12 protein-coding genes are annotated in these 17,797 nt (G+C 66.1%); 10 read left to right on the top strand and 2 right to left on the bottom strand.

Features of this window, described 5'->3' with window-relative positions:
• The first annotated feature begins 1 nt into the window (after window position 1).
• Window positions 2-979 carry an NAD(P)-dependent oxidoreductase gene (locus tag XI03_RS22335; RefSeq protein ID WP_271593361.1) on the top strand — a complete coding sequence of 326 codons (978 nt, stop codon included), beginning with the start codon at window positions 2-4 and terminating at the stop codon, window positions 977-979.
• Here the strand turns inward: XI03_RS22335 and XI03_RS22340 are convergent.
• Entirely contained in the window at window positions 976-2,142 is a 1,167-nt protein-coding gene (locus XI03_RS22340; protein WP_271593362.1) for an ABC transporter substrate-binding protein, read from the bottom strand. The two genes, XI03_RS22335 and XI03_RS22340, sit on opposite strands and share 4 nt — an antisense overlap.
• Window positions 2,143-2,471: 329 nt before the next feature.
• On the opposite strand from XI03_RS22340, the gene XI03_RS22345 reads away from it, so the two are divergent.
• The 5 genes from XI03_RS22345 (at window position 2,472) to rpsU (ending at window position 10,085) form a co-directional block, all read left to right on the top strand.
• Window positions 2,472-4,862 carry a bifunctional diguanylate cyclase/phosphodiesterase gene (locus XI03_RS22345; protein ID WP_271593363.1) on the top strand — a complete coding sequence of 797 codons (2,391 nt, stop codon included), beginning with the start codon at window positions 2,472-2,474 and terminating at the stop codon, window positions 4,860-4,862.
• A gap of 102 nt (window positions 4,863-4,964) precedes the next feature.
• On the top strand, window positions 4,965-6,266 hold the full coding sequence (locus tag XI03_RS22350; protein WP_095426089.1) for an MFS transporter: 1,302 nt from the start codon (window positions 4,965-4,967) through the stop codon (window positions 6,264-6,266).
• A 158-nt stretch (window positions 6,267-6,424) separates the two neighbouring features.
• Window positions 6,425-9,007, top strand: a complete 2,583-nt coding sequence (locus tag XI03_RS22355) for an EAL domain-containing protein (protein ID WP_271593364.1) — start codon at window positions 6,425-6,427, stop codon at window positions 9,005-9,007.
• A gap of 107 nt (window positions 9,008-9,114) precedes the next feature.
• Complete coding sequence (locus XI03_RS22360) at window positions 9,115-9,351, top strand: DUF6894 family protein (RefSeq protein WP_271593365.1); 237 nt, start codon at window positions 9,115-9,117, stop codon at window positions 9,349-9,351.
• A gap of 458 nt (window positions 9,352-9,809) precedes the next feature.
• On the top strand, window positions 9,810-10,085 hold the full coding sequence (gene rpsU, locus XI03_RS22365) for a 30S ribosomal protein S21 (RefSeq protein ID WP_028145478.1): 276 nt from the start codon (window positions 9,810-9,812) through the stop codon (window positions 10,083-10,085).
• Between the two features lie 161 nt (window positions 10,086-10,246).
• Here rpsU and XI03_RS22370 read toward each other — a convergent pair whose 3' ends face one another.
• Entirely contained in the window at window positions 10,247-10,858 is a 612-nt protein-coding gene (locus XI03_RS22370) for a TetR/AcrR family transcriptional regulator (RefSeq protein ID WP_271593366.1), read from the bottom strand.
• Between the two features lie 132 nt (window positions 10,859-10,990).
• On the opposite strand from XI03_RS22370, the gene XI03_RS22375 reads away from it, so the two are divergent.
• The 4 genes from XI03_RS22375 to XI03_RS22390 all read left to right on the top strand — a co-directional run bounded on the left by XI03_RS22375 (window position 10,991) and on the right by XI03_RS22390 (window position 17,759).
• Complete coding sequence (locus XI03_RS22375) at window positions 10,991-12,223, top strand: cytochrome P450 (protein ID WP_161966378.1); 1,233 nt, start codon at window positions 10,991-10,993, stop codon at window positions 12,221-12,223.
• Window positions 12,224-12,365: 142 nt separating this feature from the next.
• Window positions 12,366-15,977: an AsmA family protein gene (locus XI03_RS22380; protein WP_271593367.1), complete on the top strand. Its 3,612-nt coding sequence runs from the start codon at window positions 12,366-12,368 to the stop codon at window positions 15,975-15,977.
• Window positions 15,978-16,347: 370 nt separating this feature from the next.
• Entirely contained in the window at window positions 16,348-17,469 is a 1,122-nt protein-coding gene (locus XI03_RS22385; RefSeq protein ID WP_028145474.1) for a DUF2336 domain-containing protein, read from the top strand.
• A gap of 47 nt (window positions 17,470-17,516) precedes the next feature.
• A complete protein-coding gene (locus XI03_RS22390) occupies window positions 17,517-17,759 on the top strand; it encodes a hypothetical protein (protein WP_028145473.1) in 243 nt (80 codons plus the stop codon).
• Window positions 17,760-17,797 lie beyond the last annotated feature (38 nt).

Raw genomic sequence — 17,797 nt, forward strand, 5'->3', positions numbered from 1 at the left:
CGTGAAGGTTCTGCTCGCTCACACGCCGGAGATGCGGCGCAATTACTATGGGGATCGCAGCCTGAGCGGCCTGCGCGCGGCCGCCGAGGTGATCCTGCACGAGAGCGACGAAACCCTGGACGCCGCCGGCCTCGTGCGCGCCGCGAAAGATGCCGACATCATCGTCGCCGATCGCATGACCGAAGGGCGCGGCGAGATTTTTGCGCAGCTGCCGCGTCTGCGCGCCTTCGTCCGCTGTGCCGTCGACATCCGCAACGTTGACGTCGAGGCGGCATCAAAGGCCGGCGTGCTCGTGACCCGGGCCGGCCCCGGCTTCGTTCAGGCGGTGGCCGAGCTCGCGATCGGCTTCATGGTCGATCTCTCCCGCGGCGTCTCGCGGGCGACGGCGGACTACCAGGCCGGTCGCAAGCCCGAGGCGCGGATGGGCCGCCAGCTCGCCGGCAGCCGGATCGGCATCATCGGTTACGGCAGCATCGGGCGCTATCTCGCCGAGGTCGCAAAAGTGCTGCGCATGGAGGTGCTGGTCTCCGATCCCTTCGCGACCGTCAACGATGCCGCGATCCGGCAGGTCGGCCTCGACGAGCTGCTCGCCGCGTCGGATTACGTCGTCTGCCTTGCGATCGCCAACGAGCAGACCGAGAATTTGATCGGGGAGGCGGCGCTGGCGCGCATGCAAAGGCATGCGGTCTTCGTCAATCTCTCGCGCGGCAATCTCGTCGACGAGGGAGCATTGGCGCGCGCGCTGCTGGAGCATCGCATTGCCGGCGCGGCGATGGACGTCGGCCGCGCGCCTGATCAGATGCCGACGCCGGAGCTGGCGAAGCTCCCCAACGTCATCGCGACGCCGCATGTCGGCGGGCTGACGCCGCAGGCGATCGAATATCAGTCGCTGGAGACGGTTCGGCAGGTGGAAGCGATCGTCAAGGGCGAGATCCCGCCGGGCGCGGTCAACGCCGAGCGATGGACGCGGCGGCCCTAGAGCCGGTCCACTGCCTTGAAACTCCCGTCCTTCTGGATCACCGTCAAGAACACCTTCGGCGGCGTGTCGATCATGCGCAGGCCGACGGTGACGGCGCTGCCGCTGATGTCGAAGCGGCCGACATCGTTGATGGCGCGGAGCAGGTTTGCGCGCGTTGGCTTCGGCCCGGCCTGTTCCAGCGCCGCGGCCGCGAGGCGGCCGGAGAGATAGCCTTCCAGCGACACGAAGTCCGGTGTCAGCGTCGGATCGAACGCCTTCTGCGCCGCCTGGTAGTCGGCGACGATCTTGAGCGAGCGATCCCATGGAAACGGTACGACCTGCGAGACGATGACGCCTTCACCGTCGGGACCGAGCTCCCTGGCCAGCGCATTGGCGCCGACGAAGGAGACGTTGACGAAGGTCGGATGGAAGCCGCTGCGGTGCGCGAGCTTGATGAACTCCGCGCAGGGACCATAGGTCCCGACCATCACGATCGCCTCGGGTTCGGCGCGCCTGATCACCCGCCAGGCTGCGGTGACCGCGCGGGTGTTGCGCTCGAACGTGCCTTCGGCGGCAAGCTCGAGGCCGCGCTTGGCGAGCGCGCGCTTGACGCCGACCAGACCGTCGCGGCCGAAGGAATCGTCCTGGTAGAAGATGCCGATGCGGGTGAAGTGGCGATCCTCCGTGAGGTGCTTGATCCAGGCCTCGGCCTCCGCACCGTAGCTCGCGCGGATGTTGACGACGTTGGCAAGCTCGAGGTCGCGCAGGAATTCGGCGCCGCTGAACGGACCGATGAAGGGGATGTTCCTGGCGCTGGTGATCGGGATTGTCGCCATCGCGGTTGGCGTGCCCACCGCGCCGATCAGCGCGAACACCTTGTCGTCCTCGATCAGGTGCAGCGTCTGCGCCACCGAACGATCGGGGTCGTAGCCGTCGTCGCGGCTGATGAGCTGGAGCTTGCGGCCGTGGACCCCGCCCTTGGCGTTGATCTCGGTGAATGCTGCGACGATGCCTTGCCGCATGCGCTGTCCGAGCGCGGAGGAGGGGCCTTCCAGCGCGGCGGCCTGGCCGAACAGGATCGCATCCTCGCTGACGCCGGCCTCGTCAGCTCTCGCTGCGAGCATGGTCGCGGCGAGGAGCGCGATGGTCAGGACGAGGGATGTCGCTGATCGAAATCGAAGCATCGGGGAGGTCTTGCCGCATGGATGGGAGAAGCCTTGCGCAACATATTCCTGCGAGCCTGAATAGCTCGCTAACCGGCGGCGCGTCGGCAGCCCGTAGTACTCCGGGCAAAACCGGCAACTTGTTTCCACAATGCCGGATCATTCGGGCAGTTCATTAACTAATTCACGCGTTGCGGAATGGTCGGGTTCCGAAATTGTGCAGTTCTTAACCGCGGTCTTGTTCCGATAGCGGCGCCGGCACCTCAACCAGAGGTTCGGTTCGTCGCGGACAGGGGGACGGCGGCTTCAAGATGGGCGATCGCGATCAGAACGATCAGGATCGGGGGCGTATGACCGGATGGTGGCGTGCCGCGCCGCTGCTCGGGCTGTATCGCCCTGCGCTCGTCGCGGTCGGCGTCGGTCTTCTGTTTTCGGTCGTGGGCGCGGCCGCCGTGGCGCGGTGGGAGGATCGAGTCAACAGGATCGAGTTCGAGAACGCGGCCGAAACCGAAGCGATCGTCATGCAAAACGGCATGGGCGAATACATCTCCCGGCTCGTCGCGCTGCGCACGCTGTTCGAATCGACCAATGACGAAGTCACCCGCAGCGAGTTCGAGACCTTCAGCGCCCGCCTGTTCGAGCGCCATCCCGGCATGCTGCGCATTGCCTGGCTGCCGCGCGTCAACCGCAAGGAACGCGCCGGATACGAGACCGCGGCGATCGCGGATGGCGTGTCCGGCTATCGCATCAAGTCGCTCCAGAGCGCGGGCTTTGCGACGGCGCCGCAGACCGATGAATATTTTCCGGTGTTCTACTCGACCCAGCCGAAGACCTCGCCGGTCTACGGCATGGATTACGCCACCGTTCCGGAGCGCCGCGCGGTGCTGGAGCGGGCGCGCGACAGCGACAAGGTCGCAGCCATTCGCACCCGCCTGTTCGAGCCGAAGGAGGGGGGCCGGCTGCCGGACGTTCTCGTTGCCATTCCCGTCTACGCCAAGGGAACGTCGCGCGAGACGGTTGTGGACCGGCGCCGCAATCTCGCCGGCTTCGTGGTCGGCGTCTTCGACCTGCCGCTGTTGATCCAGGCCATTCGCGTCACCACCGGGGCAAGTCCCGCTGTCAGCATGAACGTCTATCCGCCCTTCACGGCGCAGATCGTCAGCCTGGAGCAGATGCTGCCGGATTATTCCTCGGCGGCCACGGCGCCGCAATCAATGCGGGACGTCGCGCGGGCGCTGCACTGGGCAGGCAGCCTCAAGATCGGCGATACCGACTGGCAGGTGCGGGCGGTTCCAACCGCCGGCGGTCCGCTGGAGACGACTTACGATCGCGCCGGCGCGGTGCTGATCGTCGGCATGCTGCTGACGCTGTCGCTGTCGACCTATCTCATGCTCGCAAGCCGCAATTCGCGGCGGCTGTCGCTGGCGAACCGGCGGGTGCTCGAGCTCGCCCAGACCGACATCCTGACCGGACTGCCGAACCGCGCCTTCTTCCTCACCCGGCTCGACGAGATGAACAGCCAGCTGAGCGTAAGGGGCCTGCCGTTCTCGATCCTGATGCTCGACCTCGACCGCTTCAAGAACGTCAACGACTCCCTCGGTCACGGCGCCGGCGATGCATTGCTGCGCCAGGTGGCGCAGCGGCTGAAATCCGCCGTGCGCGCCAACGACGTGCTGGCGCGGCTCGGCGGCGACGAGTTCGCCATCATCCAGGAAACCGGCGCCGATCAGCGCGCCTGCTCGACCGAGCTGGCGGCGCGGATTGCCAAGCTCTTGACCGAACCGTTCCTGCTGCCCGGTCATCGCGTCGAGATCGGCACCAGCATCGGCATCGCCATCGCGCCGGATCACGGCAGCGATCAGGAGCAATTGCTGAAGAAGGCCGACCTTGCGCTCTATCGTTCGAAATCGGCAGGACGCAACTGCTTCACCATCTACGACGAGGCGATGTCGGCCGAGCTGGAGGCCCGCAACACCCTTGAGGGGGATCTGCGCGATGCCATCGCGCGGTGCCAGCTGGAAGTGCATTACCAGCCGTTCGTCGACGCGCTCAGCGGCGCACGGCGCGGCTTCGAGGCGCTGGTGCGCTGGCGGCATCCGACACGCGGATTGATTCCGCCGGACCAGTTCATTTCGCTTGCTGAGGAGACCGGGCTGATCGTGCCGCTCGGCGAATTCGTGCTGCGGCGTGCTTGCGCGGATGCGGCCGGCTGGCCATCCGGCCTCGCGGTCGCCGTCAATTTGTCGCCGATCCAGTTCAAGGAAGCCCGGCTGTTCGAGGTGATCTGCGCGGCGCTCGCCGATTCCGGCCTGCCACCCCAGCGGCTGGAGATCGAGATCACGGAATCCGTGCTGCTGGAGCGCGGCGGCGAGAACCACGCCTTCATGCAGCGGCTGAAGCAGCTCGGCGTCGAGCTCGCGCTCGACGATTTCGGCACCGGCTATTCCTCGCTCAGCTATCTGACGGCGTTCCCGTTCGACAAGATCAAGATCGACAAGTCGTTCATCCGCAATCTCACCCAGCAGCCGCGCAGCTCCGCCATCATTTCCTCGATCGTGACGCTGGCGCGTGGGCTGGACATGTCGGTCACCGCCGAGGGCGTCGAGACCCGCGAGGAGTACGAGCGGCTGAAGGCGCTCGGCGTCAATTTCGCGCAAGGCTATCTGTTCGGCCGCCCGCAGCCGATCGAGCGGATCCTGTTCGACGCACCCGTCAAACCTTCACGGCGCGACGCCGCCTGAGATCGCCCTGTCGCATCTCGCCCGACGGGCATGCGCGGAATTCGCTTGACCCGGGCACCCCCGGATGGTCGGTAGGACCGTCCAGGGATGAAACACACAAATATGCGGCTTCCGTTCTTCTACGGCTGGGTCGTGGTCGCCGTGACCTTCGTCACCATGGCCATTGGCGTCAACGCGCGCACCGCCTTTTCACTGTTCTTTCCTCCCATCGTCTCCGAATTCGGCTGGGAGCGCGGCGTCACCGCGGGCGCCTTCTCCTTCGGCTTCGTGGTGTCGGGCGTGGTCAGCCCTCTGATCGGCCGCCTGATGGACCGCGCCGGCCCGCGCGCGGTGATGGAGCTCGGCGTCGTGCTGATGGGTGGCGGATTGCTGCTTGCGCCGCTCACCAGCGCGCCCTGGCATCTCTATGTCACCATCGGCGTCATGGTCGGCGCCGGCTCGGTGTGTCTCGGCTATTCCGGCCAGTCGCTGTTCTTGCCGAACTGGTTCATCCGCAAGCGCGGCTTCGCCATCGGCATCGCTTTCGCCGGCGTCGGCATCGGCTCGGTGACGTTGCTGCCCTGGGTGCAGCACATGATCGAGCAGACCGGCTGGCGCACCGCCTGCACCGCGATGGGCCTGCTCATCCTGGTCGTGCTGGCGCCGGTCAATCTGCTGCTGCACAAGCGCCCGCAGGACATCGGCCTCGAGCCGGACGGCGATGCCGTCTCGGCCGCGGGCGCGGCCGAACCGATCTCCAACGTCGTCGATCCCGTCTGGGTCGGGACCGATTGGACGCTGAAGCGTGCCGTCGCGACCGCGCGGTTCTGGTGGATCGCGCTCGGCTATTTCTGCGGCCTGTACATCTGGTACGCGGTGCAGGTGCACCAGACCAAATTCCTGCTCGACATCGGCTTCAGTCCCGGTGTCGCGGTGTGGGCGCTCGGGATCGTCAGCCTGCTCGGCATTCCCGGCCAGATCCTGCTCGGCCATGTCTCCGACCGGATCGGACGGGAATGGGTGTGGGCGATCAGTTGCGCGGGCTTTGTGATCTGCTTTGCGGCGCTCATGGCGTTGAAGTTCCAGCCGTCGCTATGGCTGGTCTACGTGATGGTGTTCACGCAAGGCGCGCTCGGCTACGGCCTCACCTCGATCATGGGCGCCGTGGTGTTCGAGATTTTCCAGGGCAAGCACCAGGGCAGCATCTTCGGCACGATCATGCTGGCGGCGCTGGCGGGCGGTGCGGCCGGACCGTGGGTGACCGGCTTCCTCTACGATCGCACCGGTGACTACACGCTCGCCTTCGCCATCGCGATGATCGTGAGCGCCTTGTCGGCACTCTCGATCTGGCAGGCCGCGCCGCGGAAGGTGCGGGCCGTCGCCGGCCGGCTGCACAAGCTCCAGGCAGGAACCGGCGCGGATTAGGTTCCGCACGCATCAACATACCGTCGTGGTTTTCGCCGATCGTTAAGCATGCCGCGTCTTGGTCCCGAGGCGATAGGGCGGCAAAAACGTCTTGGACACCATCGGAGCGTTAGCGTCTGAGCGATTGCCGCATTTTCCCGCTATCGCCGGGTCAAACGATGTCCGCCTTCGATTGTCTCACTGAAATTCCGGACGTGCTGCGAGCCGCGCTCGAACGCGCCGACGATGGCGTCGTCATCGTCGATGACGCCCATCGCATCACGCATTTCAACGCCGCCGCGGAGCGCATCTGGAAGCTGGCGAGCTTCGACGTGCTCGGTCGCGATGCCGAAATTCTCGCCCTCAAGGGCCTTCAGGCCGATCCGGTGGCCGATCTCCGGGACGAGATCAGTCTCGTGCGCTGTGACGGCAGCCGCATCAGGGCGGCTATCGCGCTGTCTTCCGTGAAAATCGGCGGCGCCAATCATTACATCGTGTTTGCGCGCGACGTCACCATCGAAGCCGAGCGGCGCGTCAGGATTGGACTTCTCCACGCTGTCTCCGACCAGACCAACCGGGCGGTGATCATCAGCGACACCGAGCAGAACATCGTCTACGTCAATTCCGCCTTCACGACGCTGTTCGGCTACACCGACGCGGAGGCCGAGGGCCGCCGCGCAGGCGAGCTGATTGCCGGCCGGCACACCGATCGCAAGGCGATCGCGAAGCTCATCAAGCGCCTGATGCATGGCGGTCGCCGCGGCGAAGCCGAGGTGCTGGCCTACGACAAGGACGGCGAGGAGATCTGGGTCTGCGCCCGGATCGATGCCTTCCGCGACATGAAGGGCCGGGTCAGGCACATCTTCGCGCTGCTCGAGGACATCACCGAAACCAAGCAGCTGCGCTCGTTGCAGCAGCTCATCATGGGCGCGCTCGCCGACGAGGTGCCGATCGGCGAGATCGCCGACAGGCTGTGCCGTCGCGTCGAGGAGATCGCGCCCCACGTGGTCTGCTCGTTGCTTCACGTCGATGCCGCGGGCCTGATCCATCCGCTCGGCGGCCCGAGTCTGCCCGATGATTATTCCCGCGCGCTGGACGGCGTGGCCATCGGCCCCGATGTCGGCTCCTGCGGCACCGCCGCCTTCTACGGCGAACCGGTGCTGGCGACCGATCTGGAGACCGATCCGCGCTGGCAGCCCTACAAGGCCATGCCGCTCGCGATCGGCCTGCGCGCCTGCTGGTCGACCCCGGTCAAGGCCAAGGACGGCCGGGTCATTGCGACCTTCGCCTTCTACTATCGAGAAAGCCGCGCGCCGAGCAATTGGCACCGGCGTATCGTCGAGGCCTGCGTCAATCTCGGCGCCTTCGCGATCGAGCGCAAGGAAGCGCGCGCCGAGATCGCGCGGCTCGCCTATCACGACATCCTCACCGGCCTGCCGAACCGCGCGCAGCTGCGGAACCTGATCACCACGGCGATCGATGCCTGCCCGACCGGCAGCCACGTCGCACTCGCTTTCCTCGATGTCGATCATTTCAAGGACGTCAATGACACGCTCGGTCATGCCGCCGGCGACGAGCTCCTGATCCAGCTCGCCCAGCGCCTGCGCGAGCAGATCGGCCCGGAGGACATGCTGGGACGGCTCGGCGGCGACGAGTTCGTCATCCTGCTACCGCAACGCAACGCCGAGAGCGCCGCGCGCGTCGCGGCCGACATCACGGAGGCGCTGGCTGCACCCTTGAAGCTTGGATCGAAGCTGATGCCGATGTCGGCCAGCATCGGCATCAGCCTCTATCCCGATCACGCCACCGACATCGACACCCTGATGCAGCAGGCCGATGCCGCCATGTACATGGCCAAGCAGGCGGGCCGCTCGACCTATCGTATCTTCAGCGCCGAGATGAACGGGCTCACCGAGCAGCGGCTGGCGCTGATCGCGGCGCTCCGCCGTGCCATCGCCGAAGGCGCGCTGACTCTCAGCTACCAGCCGCAGATCCGCAGCTGCGACGGCGCCATCCACGGCGTCGAGGCGCTGTCGCGCTGGCGTGATGCCGTGCTCGGCGACGTCTCGCCGGCGAAATTTATCCCACTCGCGGAGGAGTGCGGCCTGATCGAGCAGATCGGCCTGTGGTCGGTGCGCGAGGCCTGCCGGCAGATGGCGAGCTGGCGCCGCGCCGGGCTCAACATCCCTAGCGTGTCGGTCAACCTGTCGCCGATCAATTTCCGCAACGTCACGCTGGCCGCGCGGCTCAAGGACATCCTCGCCGAATACGATCTGCCGGCGGACGCCTTGATGCTGGAGATCACCGAAGGCGCCTTCATGCACGACAGCGTCGCGGCGCTGGAGACCATGAACGCGATCCGCGAGCTCGGCGTTGGGCTCTCGTTGGACGATTTCGGTACCGGCTATTCCAGCCTCAGCCGTCTCGCGCATCTGCCGATCCGCGAATTGAAGATCGACCGCAGTTTTATGCGCGACATCGAGCGTGACGCCAGCGCGCTTGCGATCGCCACCGCGGTGGTGCGCGTCGGTCAGGGCCTCGGCATGACCGTCGTCGCCGAGGGCGTTGAGACCGAAGGCCAGCGCAAGACTTTGGCCGAGCTCGGCTGCGACGTCGTGCAGGGCTTCTTCTACGCACCCGCACTTCCCCCCGTTGCCTTCGAGCGCTGGCTGATCGAGCACTGCGCCGAGCAGGCGAGGGCGATGCTGGGGCGGCTGGATGTGACGGCGGCGGAGAGCGACGCTGTGCGGAAGTCGGCCTAGTTGCCTTTGAGATATTCCCAGCCGGTAGGAACACATCGGCGGCCGGCGGTTTGGTCCCGCGGCGTCCGCCGCATGGGCACCGATATCTCTGAGGGGAAAGGCCCTAGATGTCGCAATTCTACTTCGACATCTGGGACGGCGAAGCGCTCGTCGTAGACGAAGAAGGCCTGGATCTGGCCAGCCGACGGGCCGCGGAGGTCGAGGCCGCGTTGTCTCTTGCCGACATTGCCAAGCAGCTTGAGCCGTTCGCCAGCAGTGATGGCCTGGCCATCAATGTCCGGGATGCGAGCGGTCTGGTGTTGAGAGCGATATTCGTCTGCGAAAGAGACCAGCCGGTCAATTGAGACCACCACAAGATCATCTTCTTCTCCAAAGCGCGCAAACGCGTTCCACGTGACGATCACGCGGTTATCTTCAACTTCGTCGATGTCGTCGGAAAAGGAGCCCGCGGGCGCATTCAACAAGGCACAGCGGCTAATCGAATCATCTCGATATAAGGGGCTTTCGGGATTTTGCAAGGAGCGAAGGCGGCTTGTTGTTGCGGAGCAGTTCTGGGTGCTCCCCATCGAGGCGGTTTCGCGTGTGTCTGCCGACCTGTAAGCAAGCCGTTGTCGATTGACAGCGCTGCACGACAATGGTCACGTGGACCTCACCAAGCTGCTTCGCCGTGACAGGCAGATCGGCTCGTCCGAAGCCGCGACGAGTGTCGCCGCTACTATCCTCAAAAATCGTAATGACGCTCCTGCGCAATTTGGCTGCCGGCAGGACGTGTCGCATTCGCAGCCTCAGTCAGGAGGATCAATTGCACGTACTTGTCAGGGACAACAATGTTGAGCAGGCACTCCGTGTTCTCAAGAAGAAGATGCAGCGCGAGGGCGTCTTCCGGGAAATGAAACAACGGCGTTCCTATGAAAAGCCGTCCGAGAGAAAGACCCGCGAGAAATCTGAAGCGATTCGTCGCGCCCGCAAGCTTGCCCGGAAGCAGGCGATCAGGGAGGGGTTGCTGCCCGCGCCGCCGAAAAAGAAGCCCTTTGAACGCAAGCCGCCCTTGCCGGAAGTCAAAGCACGGACGGAGTAGAGAAGACCTTGGACCATGTGACGGCGATACCGGGGCCTTCTGCCTTGCATCGGGCGTCGCGGTGTTGCCGTGCTCTAGGGCATGAAATTGATGCCGCGAAGCACGATGCCGGGCGGCCGAGAATTTCAGGGGCAGGGCTGTCGTTCAATAGCGACAGGACTTTACTCCGATGCTAGCCCCGTCCTCCGCCGCAAATCCGTGATCGCGCGCAGAAAGCTGTCCGCGGGCGTCGTTTCCGGATCGATCAGCCGGTGCAGCCGAAAACCGTCTTCGAGCGCCAGCACGACGGAGGCCATCCAGGGCGGGTTCAGATTGTCGCCGCTCGCCTTGCTCTTCAACGTGGCCTCGACGATGTCGGCCACCAGCTTGCGCCGCGCGCGCAGGCGTTTGGCGAGCTCGGGGCGGCGCTTCTCGGCGCGGGCGACGAACAGGATCATCTCCATGTGCAGCAGCGGCGAGCGGGCGAGGGGATCCTGCCGCGTGCGGTCCATCGCCTTCAGCGCCGCGATGAAATCGTCGAGATTGTCGTGCCGGGCGAGGATGTCGAGGTTGCGCCGGATCGACTGCTCGACATGGTCCTCGAGCATGGCGATGATCAGCTCGTCCTTGCTCTTGAAATTCGAATAGAACGCGCCGCGGGTGAAGCCCGCCGCCGCCGCGATCGCCTCGATGCTGGCGCCGCCGATGCCGTCCTCCTCGAACACGCGCGCGGCCGCCTCGAACAATTTGTCGCGCGTGTCGTCCCTGGTCGGCCTGGTTCTCAGCCTTGACATCGGAGGAGGTTAAGGCAGAATGCAACTCGATACAACAATGTATCGAGTTGATAAATCTTGGGGATGGTTGCGCCGGGCAGTGGGGCTGCGATCGGCGTATTCGTGTCATCGGCAACCAATTTTGAGATCACCATGAACGAGCACGTGCAAGGCGCCGGCGGCGCGCCGCTGTTCAACCCGCTCTCGCCGGACTTCATCCGCGATCCCTATCCGCACTATGACCGGCTGCGCACGATCGATCCGATCCACGTGACGCCGTTCGGCCAGTTCGTCACCAGTCGCCACGCCGACGTCAGCCTGGTGATGCGCGACAAGCGCTTCGGCAAGGATTTCGTCGAGCGCACGACGCGCCGCTATGGCGAGAAGATCATGGACGAGCCAGTGTTCCGCAGCATGAGCCATTGGATGCTGCAGGCCGATCCGCCGGATCACACCCGCCTGCGCGGCCTCGTCGTAAAGGCCTTCACCGCGCGCCGGGTCGAGGACATGCGGCCGCGCATCCAGGCGATCGTCGACCAGGCCATCGATGCCGTGATCGATCGCGGCCACATGGACCTGATCGAGGATTTCGCCTTCCGCCTGCCCGTCACCATCATCTGCGAGATGCTCGGCATCCCCGAGGACCATCGCGAGGTCTTCTACAAGAGCTCGCGTGACGGCGGCCGGCTACTCGATCCCGTGCCCCTCACTGCCGAGGAGATCAGGAAGGGCAACGAGGGCAACCTGATGGCGCAGATGTATTTCCAGCAGCTGTTCGAGCTGCGCCGCAAAAATCCCGGGGACGATCTCACCACCCAGCTGGTGCAGGCCGAGGAGGACGGCAACAAGCTCACAAACGAGGAGCTGACCGCCAACATCATCCTGTTGTTCGGCGCCGGCCACGAGACCACGGTGAACCTGATCGGCAACGGCCTTTTGGCGCTCCACCGCAATCCGGACCAGCTTGCGCTGCTCAAGGCGCGCCCCGAGCTGATGGAAGGCGCGATCGAGGAATTTTTGCGCTACGATTCCTCGGTGCAGATGACCGGCCGCGTCGCGCTGGAGGAGATCGAGGATCTCGGCGGCAAGAGGATCCCCAAGGGCGAGACCGTGCTGTGCCTGCTCGGCTCGGCCAACCGCGATCCCGCAGTCTATCCTGACCGGCCGGACCGGCTCGATGTCACCCGCCAGAACGTGAAACCGTTGTCGTTCGGCGGCGGCATCCATTTCTGCCTGGGTGCCCAATTGGCGCGCATCGAGGCCGAGATCGCCATTGCCACCCTGCTGCGGCGGCTGCCCGATCTGCGCATCGACGACGTCGAAAACCCGGAATGGCGGCCGACCTTCGTGCTGCGTGGCCTCAAGCGGCTGCCGGCGAGCTGGTGAGGCGGCCCGGCATTAACCTCCGCGCGCAACAGTCGCTGTGACTTCGCCACACTTCCCTCTATATAAGGGGCTGTTCCGGCGCGCCTGAAGTCCACTAAGGCCAGGGTTTGGTCCGGATGCCGGTTTGGCCGAGGGGAGACCCGTGCAGACGACGCTGCTCGGATTGGCGATTGCCTTCATCATTGCGCTGCTGGCCGCGCTGATCGGGCCTTACTACGTCGACTGGAACCAGTTCAGGCCCCAGTTCGAGGCGGAGGCTGGCAAGATCATCGGCGTACCGGTGCGGGTCGCGGGAGAGCTCGACGCGCGGCTGTTGCCGGCGCCGACGCTGCGGCTGCGCCAAGTCACCTTCGGCGGCAACAACGATCTCGGTCGCCTGCGCGCCGACAAGCTCGACGTCGAGTTCAGCCTGGGCTCCTTGATGCGCGGCGAATGGCGCGCCACCGAGCTTTCGGTGGGCGGCATGGCGGTCGACCTCGGCCTCGATGCCCGGGGGCGGGTCGATTTGCCCTCCACCGCGAGCGGCACCTTCAATCTGGCCTCCCTCGCCATCGAGCGGCTGAATCTCACCGGCCGCATTGCGCTTCACGATGCCGCCAGCCGCTCGACGCTGGAGCTGAACGACATCGCCTTCTCCGGCGACGTCCGCTCGCTCGCGGGCTCGGTGCGCGGCGACGGCAGATTCACCGCCGCCGGGGTGCGCTATCCGTTCCGCGTCTCGTCGGGCCCGAGCGCCGACGGCAGCGCCACCCGTCTCCACCTCAACATCGATCCCGGCGAGCGCGCCATCCTCGCCGATCTCGAAGGCGTGCTCGCCTTCGACAACCGCCTGCCGAAATTCGACGGTGCGCTGACGCTGGCCGTGCCGACGGTCAAGAAGGCGGGCGAGGCGGGTCCGACGCCGTGGAAGCTCACGACCAAGCTCAAGGCGGATCCGGCCGGCGCGAAGTTCGAGCAGATCGACGCGAACTTCGGCGCTGAAGACAATGCGCTGAAGCTCGGCGGCGTCGGCGACCTCAGATTCGGCGCCGCGCCGCTGCTGCGCGCGGTGCTGTCGGCGCGCCAGGTCGATGCCGACAAGCTCGCGGGCAAGGACGATGCCGAGCCGCTCCGCATCCTGCCGGCGTTGCGCGCGGGGCTGGCTGCCATTCCGCAGGCGCCGATCCCGGCGCAGATCGAGTTCAACTCCGACCAGATCATGCTCGGTGGCCGCCCGCTGCAGAACATCGCGGCCGAGCTTCAGACCGATGGACGATCCTGGACCTTCCAGCGGCTCGAGCTGCGCGCGCCCGGCATGACGCAGCTCTCGCTCAACGGCGCAGCCCCGGGCGCCGACAGTTTCAGCGGCCGTCTCAGCGTCGAATCCTCCGATCCTGACGCGCTGGTGGCCTGGCTCCAGGGCCGCAGCGAGATCAACCGCCGCAGCACGCGGCCGCTGCGTCTTGCCGGCGACGTGACGATCGCCGCCAACCATCTCGCCATCGACAGGCTGAAGGCCGACATCGAAGGCGGCACCGTCGAGGGCCGCATCGCCTTCGTGCAAACAGGCGCGAGCAAGGGCTCGCGGATCGACGCCGAGCTCAAAGCCGACCGTCTCAACCTCGATGCCGCCGCAAGCTTCGTGCGCGCGCTTGCGGGGCCGCAAGGCGAATGGCCGGAAGAGGCAAAGCTCTCGCTCGATATCGGCCGCGCGATCTCCGCCGGCCAGGAGCTGCGACCGTTCGCGGCAAAGCTCGCTTTCGGCCCCGCATCGCTGTCGCTGGAGCAGCTGCGCTTCGGCCAGGCCAGCGGCGTGACCACGGAGGCGAGCGGCAGCTTCGACCGCACCAAAGCCACCGGCAAGCTCGCGCTGAAATCCTCGGCCAATTCGCTGCGCGAGCTCACCGCGTTAGTCGAGCCGTTTGCGCCCGCGGTGCGCGCGCGTTTCGATGCCATCCCGTCATTGCCAGGCGCGACCCGCCTCAAGCTCGATCTCAGCCTCGACAGGAATGCCGAGCATGCCGATCGCAGCAATGCCCGCGCCGTGCTTGATCTCGACGCGCCGCAGCTCAAGGCGACGGCGACGCTGGCCGCGCAGATGCCGGCGGCGGCGGTCAACGGCGTCGATATCGACAAATTGCGCAACAGCGACTTCACGCTGGACTCGAAGGTATCGGCCCCGCAGGCCGGCGCGCTGCTGGTGCTGCTCGGGCTCGATCGCGTGGTGGCTGCAGGCGAGGGCGCTTCGCAATTCGAAGGCAAGCTGACCGGAGCGTGGCGGCGGCCGTTGCAATTGAATGCCAAGCTCAGCGGCGGCGGGCTGGACGCCGATGCGCAGGGCAGCGTCGAATTGTCGGAGTCGAAAGCCAGCGTGAATCTGCGCGTGCGCAAGGCCAATCTGGCGCCGCTGTTCGGGACCAGCCCGGCCGACAAATCGATGCAGGCCGTGAGCCTGTCCTCCCGCCTCACGCTCTCCGGCAACCGCCTGACCTTCGACGATCTCGACGGCAACGCGGCCGGCTCGCATTTGCGCGGTCATCTTGCGGTGACGCTCGATCAGGAAAGGAGCGTCGACGGCGAAGTCGGCCTCGATACGCTCGATCTGGCGCCCGCGCTCGCGATGGCGATCGGCGCCGCCGGACATGAGTCCGGCGAGCCGCTGAGTGCTGGGTTGTTGGGCGGCTGGCGCGGCCGCATCGCTTTCCAGGCGCTGCGCGGGATGTTGCCCGGTGGCATCGAGCTGCGCCCGTTCGGCGGCACGCTTCGAAGCGACGGCCAGTCGCTCGCACTCGATGCGCTGAAGGGCGGCCTCAGTGGCGGCGAGATGTCGGCGAGCTTCGACGCACGCAACGGCGCGAATGGTCTTGCGCTGAACGCGCGCATCGATCTCAGCAATGTCGATGCGGCGACGCTGCGCTATCGCGATCTCGCGCTGCCGAAGGGGCGCGCCACGGTGCAGATGGCGCTGACCAGCCAGGGCCGCAGCGTCGCGGCGCTCACCGGCGCGCTCGCCGGCAACGGCACGGTGACGCTGGACTCCGCGGAAATCGGCGGCCTCAATCCGCGCGCCTTCGAGATCGCCATCCGCGCCAGCGACGGTGGCCAGGTCGCCGACGACAACCGCCTGCGGCAGCTCGTCGAGCCCGCGCTTGCCGCCGCGCCGATCGCGGTGGCCTCGGCGCAGATCCCGTTCACGATCCGCGACGGACGCTTACGCGTCGGCGCGACCCCGCTCGAAGCGAAGAATGCCCGCGCCATCGTCTCCGGCGGCTACGACATTCCCGCCGATCAGGCCGACATCCGCGCCAGCCTGACGCCGATCATGACCGGGCTCTCCGGCGCCCCGCCCGAAATCCAGCTGTTCGCGGCGGGCCCGCCCGACAGGCTCAATCGCACGATCGACCTTGCGCCGCTGTCGTCGTGGCTTGCGGTGCGCACGATCGACCGCGAGACGCGCCGGCTCGACGCCATCGAGCGCGGCGAGCCGCCGCCGGCGACCGCCGCGCTGCCGACGCTGGTCTCGCCCGATCCCGCGCCGGAGCAGGCGCCGGTCAATGTGCCGCTGCCGGGCCAGGATCCGCGCCGCGCACCGTCAAAGCCGAAAGCTGCGCCGCTGCCAAAGGCCCCGCAGGCCGCGCCCGCCGCGCCAAGCCCGCCGCTCGCCCAACAGCTTGCGCCGCTGCCGCCGGCCATCGACGTGAAGCCTGCACCGGGTCCGCCGCCCGCCAAGCCCAAGCCGAAGCCGCCGCTGGTCCTGACGCCGCAGAATCCGTAAGGGTGACTTTAGTGAGATGAACGCGCGGGCTCGGTGCAACCTCTCCCGCTTGCGGGGGAGGTCGGCGCGAAGCACCGGGTGGGGGCTCTCTCCACATTGGGAGTCTCTCCGTTGAGACAGCCTCTCCCCAACCCTCTCCCGCAAGCGAGAGAGGGAGCGCACCTTCCGAGCCGCCTTGTCCGTCCGTGAATCCATTCCCTCGCATTTGAATGAATTTTGCCCGGCAAAACTGATTTGCCGATTTTACCGAATTCTCGCGTTTGATCTCTAGCGTCAGTTCCCAGAGGAATCCGGTGTCCCGCCACGAGCGGCGGGACGCCGCGCCAAAAGAACTGCCAAGAATTACTCGCCAAGAACTGGGGTTATCGAGATGAACGGGGCGAAAACGCTTCTACAGGATCTGGACGACGCGATCGCGCGCGGCACTGACGAGAGCCGGGCGAAGGCGTTGTGGCATGCGACCGACATTCTGATCACCGGCCGCTACAGCGACGACGAGATCAGCATGTTCGGCGAGGTCATCGGGCGGCTCGCCGACGAGATCGAGGTCGCCGCGCGCGCGCAGCTCTCGGAGCTGATGTCGGCATGCGATCACGCTCCGCTCAACGTCATCGAAAAGCTGGCGCTCGACGACGAGATCGAGGTCGCCGGTCCCGTGCTGCGCGACTCCACTCGTCTCGACGAGAAGATGCTGGTCGAGAGCGCCATGACCAAGGGCCAATCGCATCTACTCGCAATCGCCCAGCGCAAATCGATCGGCGAGGCCGTCACCGACGTGCTGGTCAAGCGCGGCGATCAGGAGGTCGTGACCTCGGTGGCCAGGAACGAGGGCGCGCGCTTCTCCGGTTCGGGCCTGTTGCACATGGTCCGCCGCGCCGAAGGCGATTCGATCCTCGCCGAGCAGCTTGGCCTGCGCAAGGACGTGCCGCGCCACATCTTCCAGCAGCTGATCTCGAAGGCGTCGGAAGACGTCCGCCGCCGCCTCGAGACCGAGCGGCCCGAAATGATGGCGCAGATCCAGAGCTCGGTGACCGAGGTCACCGGCGATCTTCAGTCCAAGTTCGGCCCGTCCTCGCGCAGCTATTTCGTCGCCAAGCGCGTGGTGACGACGCAGTATCGCCAGGGCAACCTCAACCAGGATTCGATCTCGAACTATGCGCGCCAGCACCGCTTCGACGAGGTGCAGATCGGCCTGTCGCTGCTGTCGGCGCTGCCGGTCGACGTGATCGAGCGCGCGATGATGGACCGCAACCGCGAGATGATTCTGGTGCTGTGCAAGGCGCTCGACTTCTCCTGGGACACGACCATGTCGCTGCTGTTCCTCGGCGCCAAGGATCATCTGATCACGGCGCGCGAGCTGCACGACAACGAGCGGGATTTCGGCCGGCTGAAGATCGAGACCTCGCGCAGCGTCTTGAAGTTCTACCAGTCGCGCAAGACCGCCGGCGATTCCACCGCGGGCGGCCGTCAGCCCGAGCTTCAGGTCCACTGAACAGGTGCACTGAGCATCGTCCCGGACTTCAAAGGGGAGTATTTGCAATGTTGCCTCAATTCGGCACCGCGGTTCGCAAGAAGAACCTCAACAGCGCCGTGACCGCCGATCTCGGCGCGGGAGCGCCCGACAAGGCGTCGGTGGACGCCGCCTGGCTCGTGCTGGAAGCCGCCAATGACCTCGGCGACCACGCCGCGATCGACGCCTGCCGGCGTGTCATCGACGCCGAGCTGAACGGGACGGTGGCCGGAAGCTCGGACATCGATCTCGTGCTGGGGTATTTCCGGTAAGCTGCCTCACACACCGTCATCATCTCTCTCGCTTCGCC

The organism is Bradyrhizobium sp. CCBAU 65884, from assembly GCF_028128835.1.
In the GTDB taxonomy this organism is placed as follows: Bacteria; Pseudomonadota; Alphaproteobacteria; order Rhizobiales; family Xanthobacteraceae; genus Bradyrhizobium; species Bradyrhizobium ottawaense.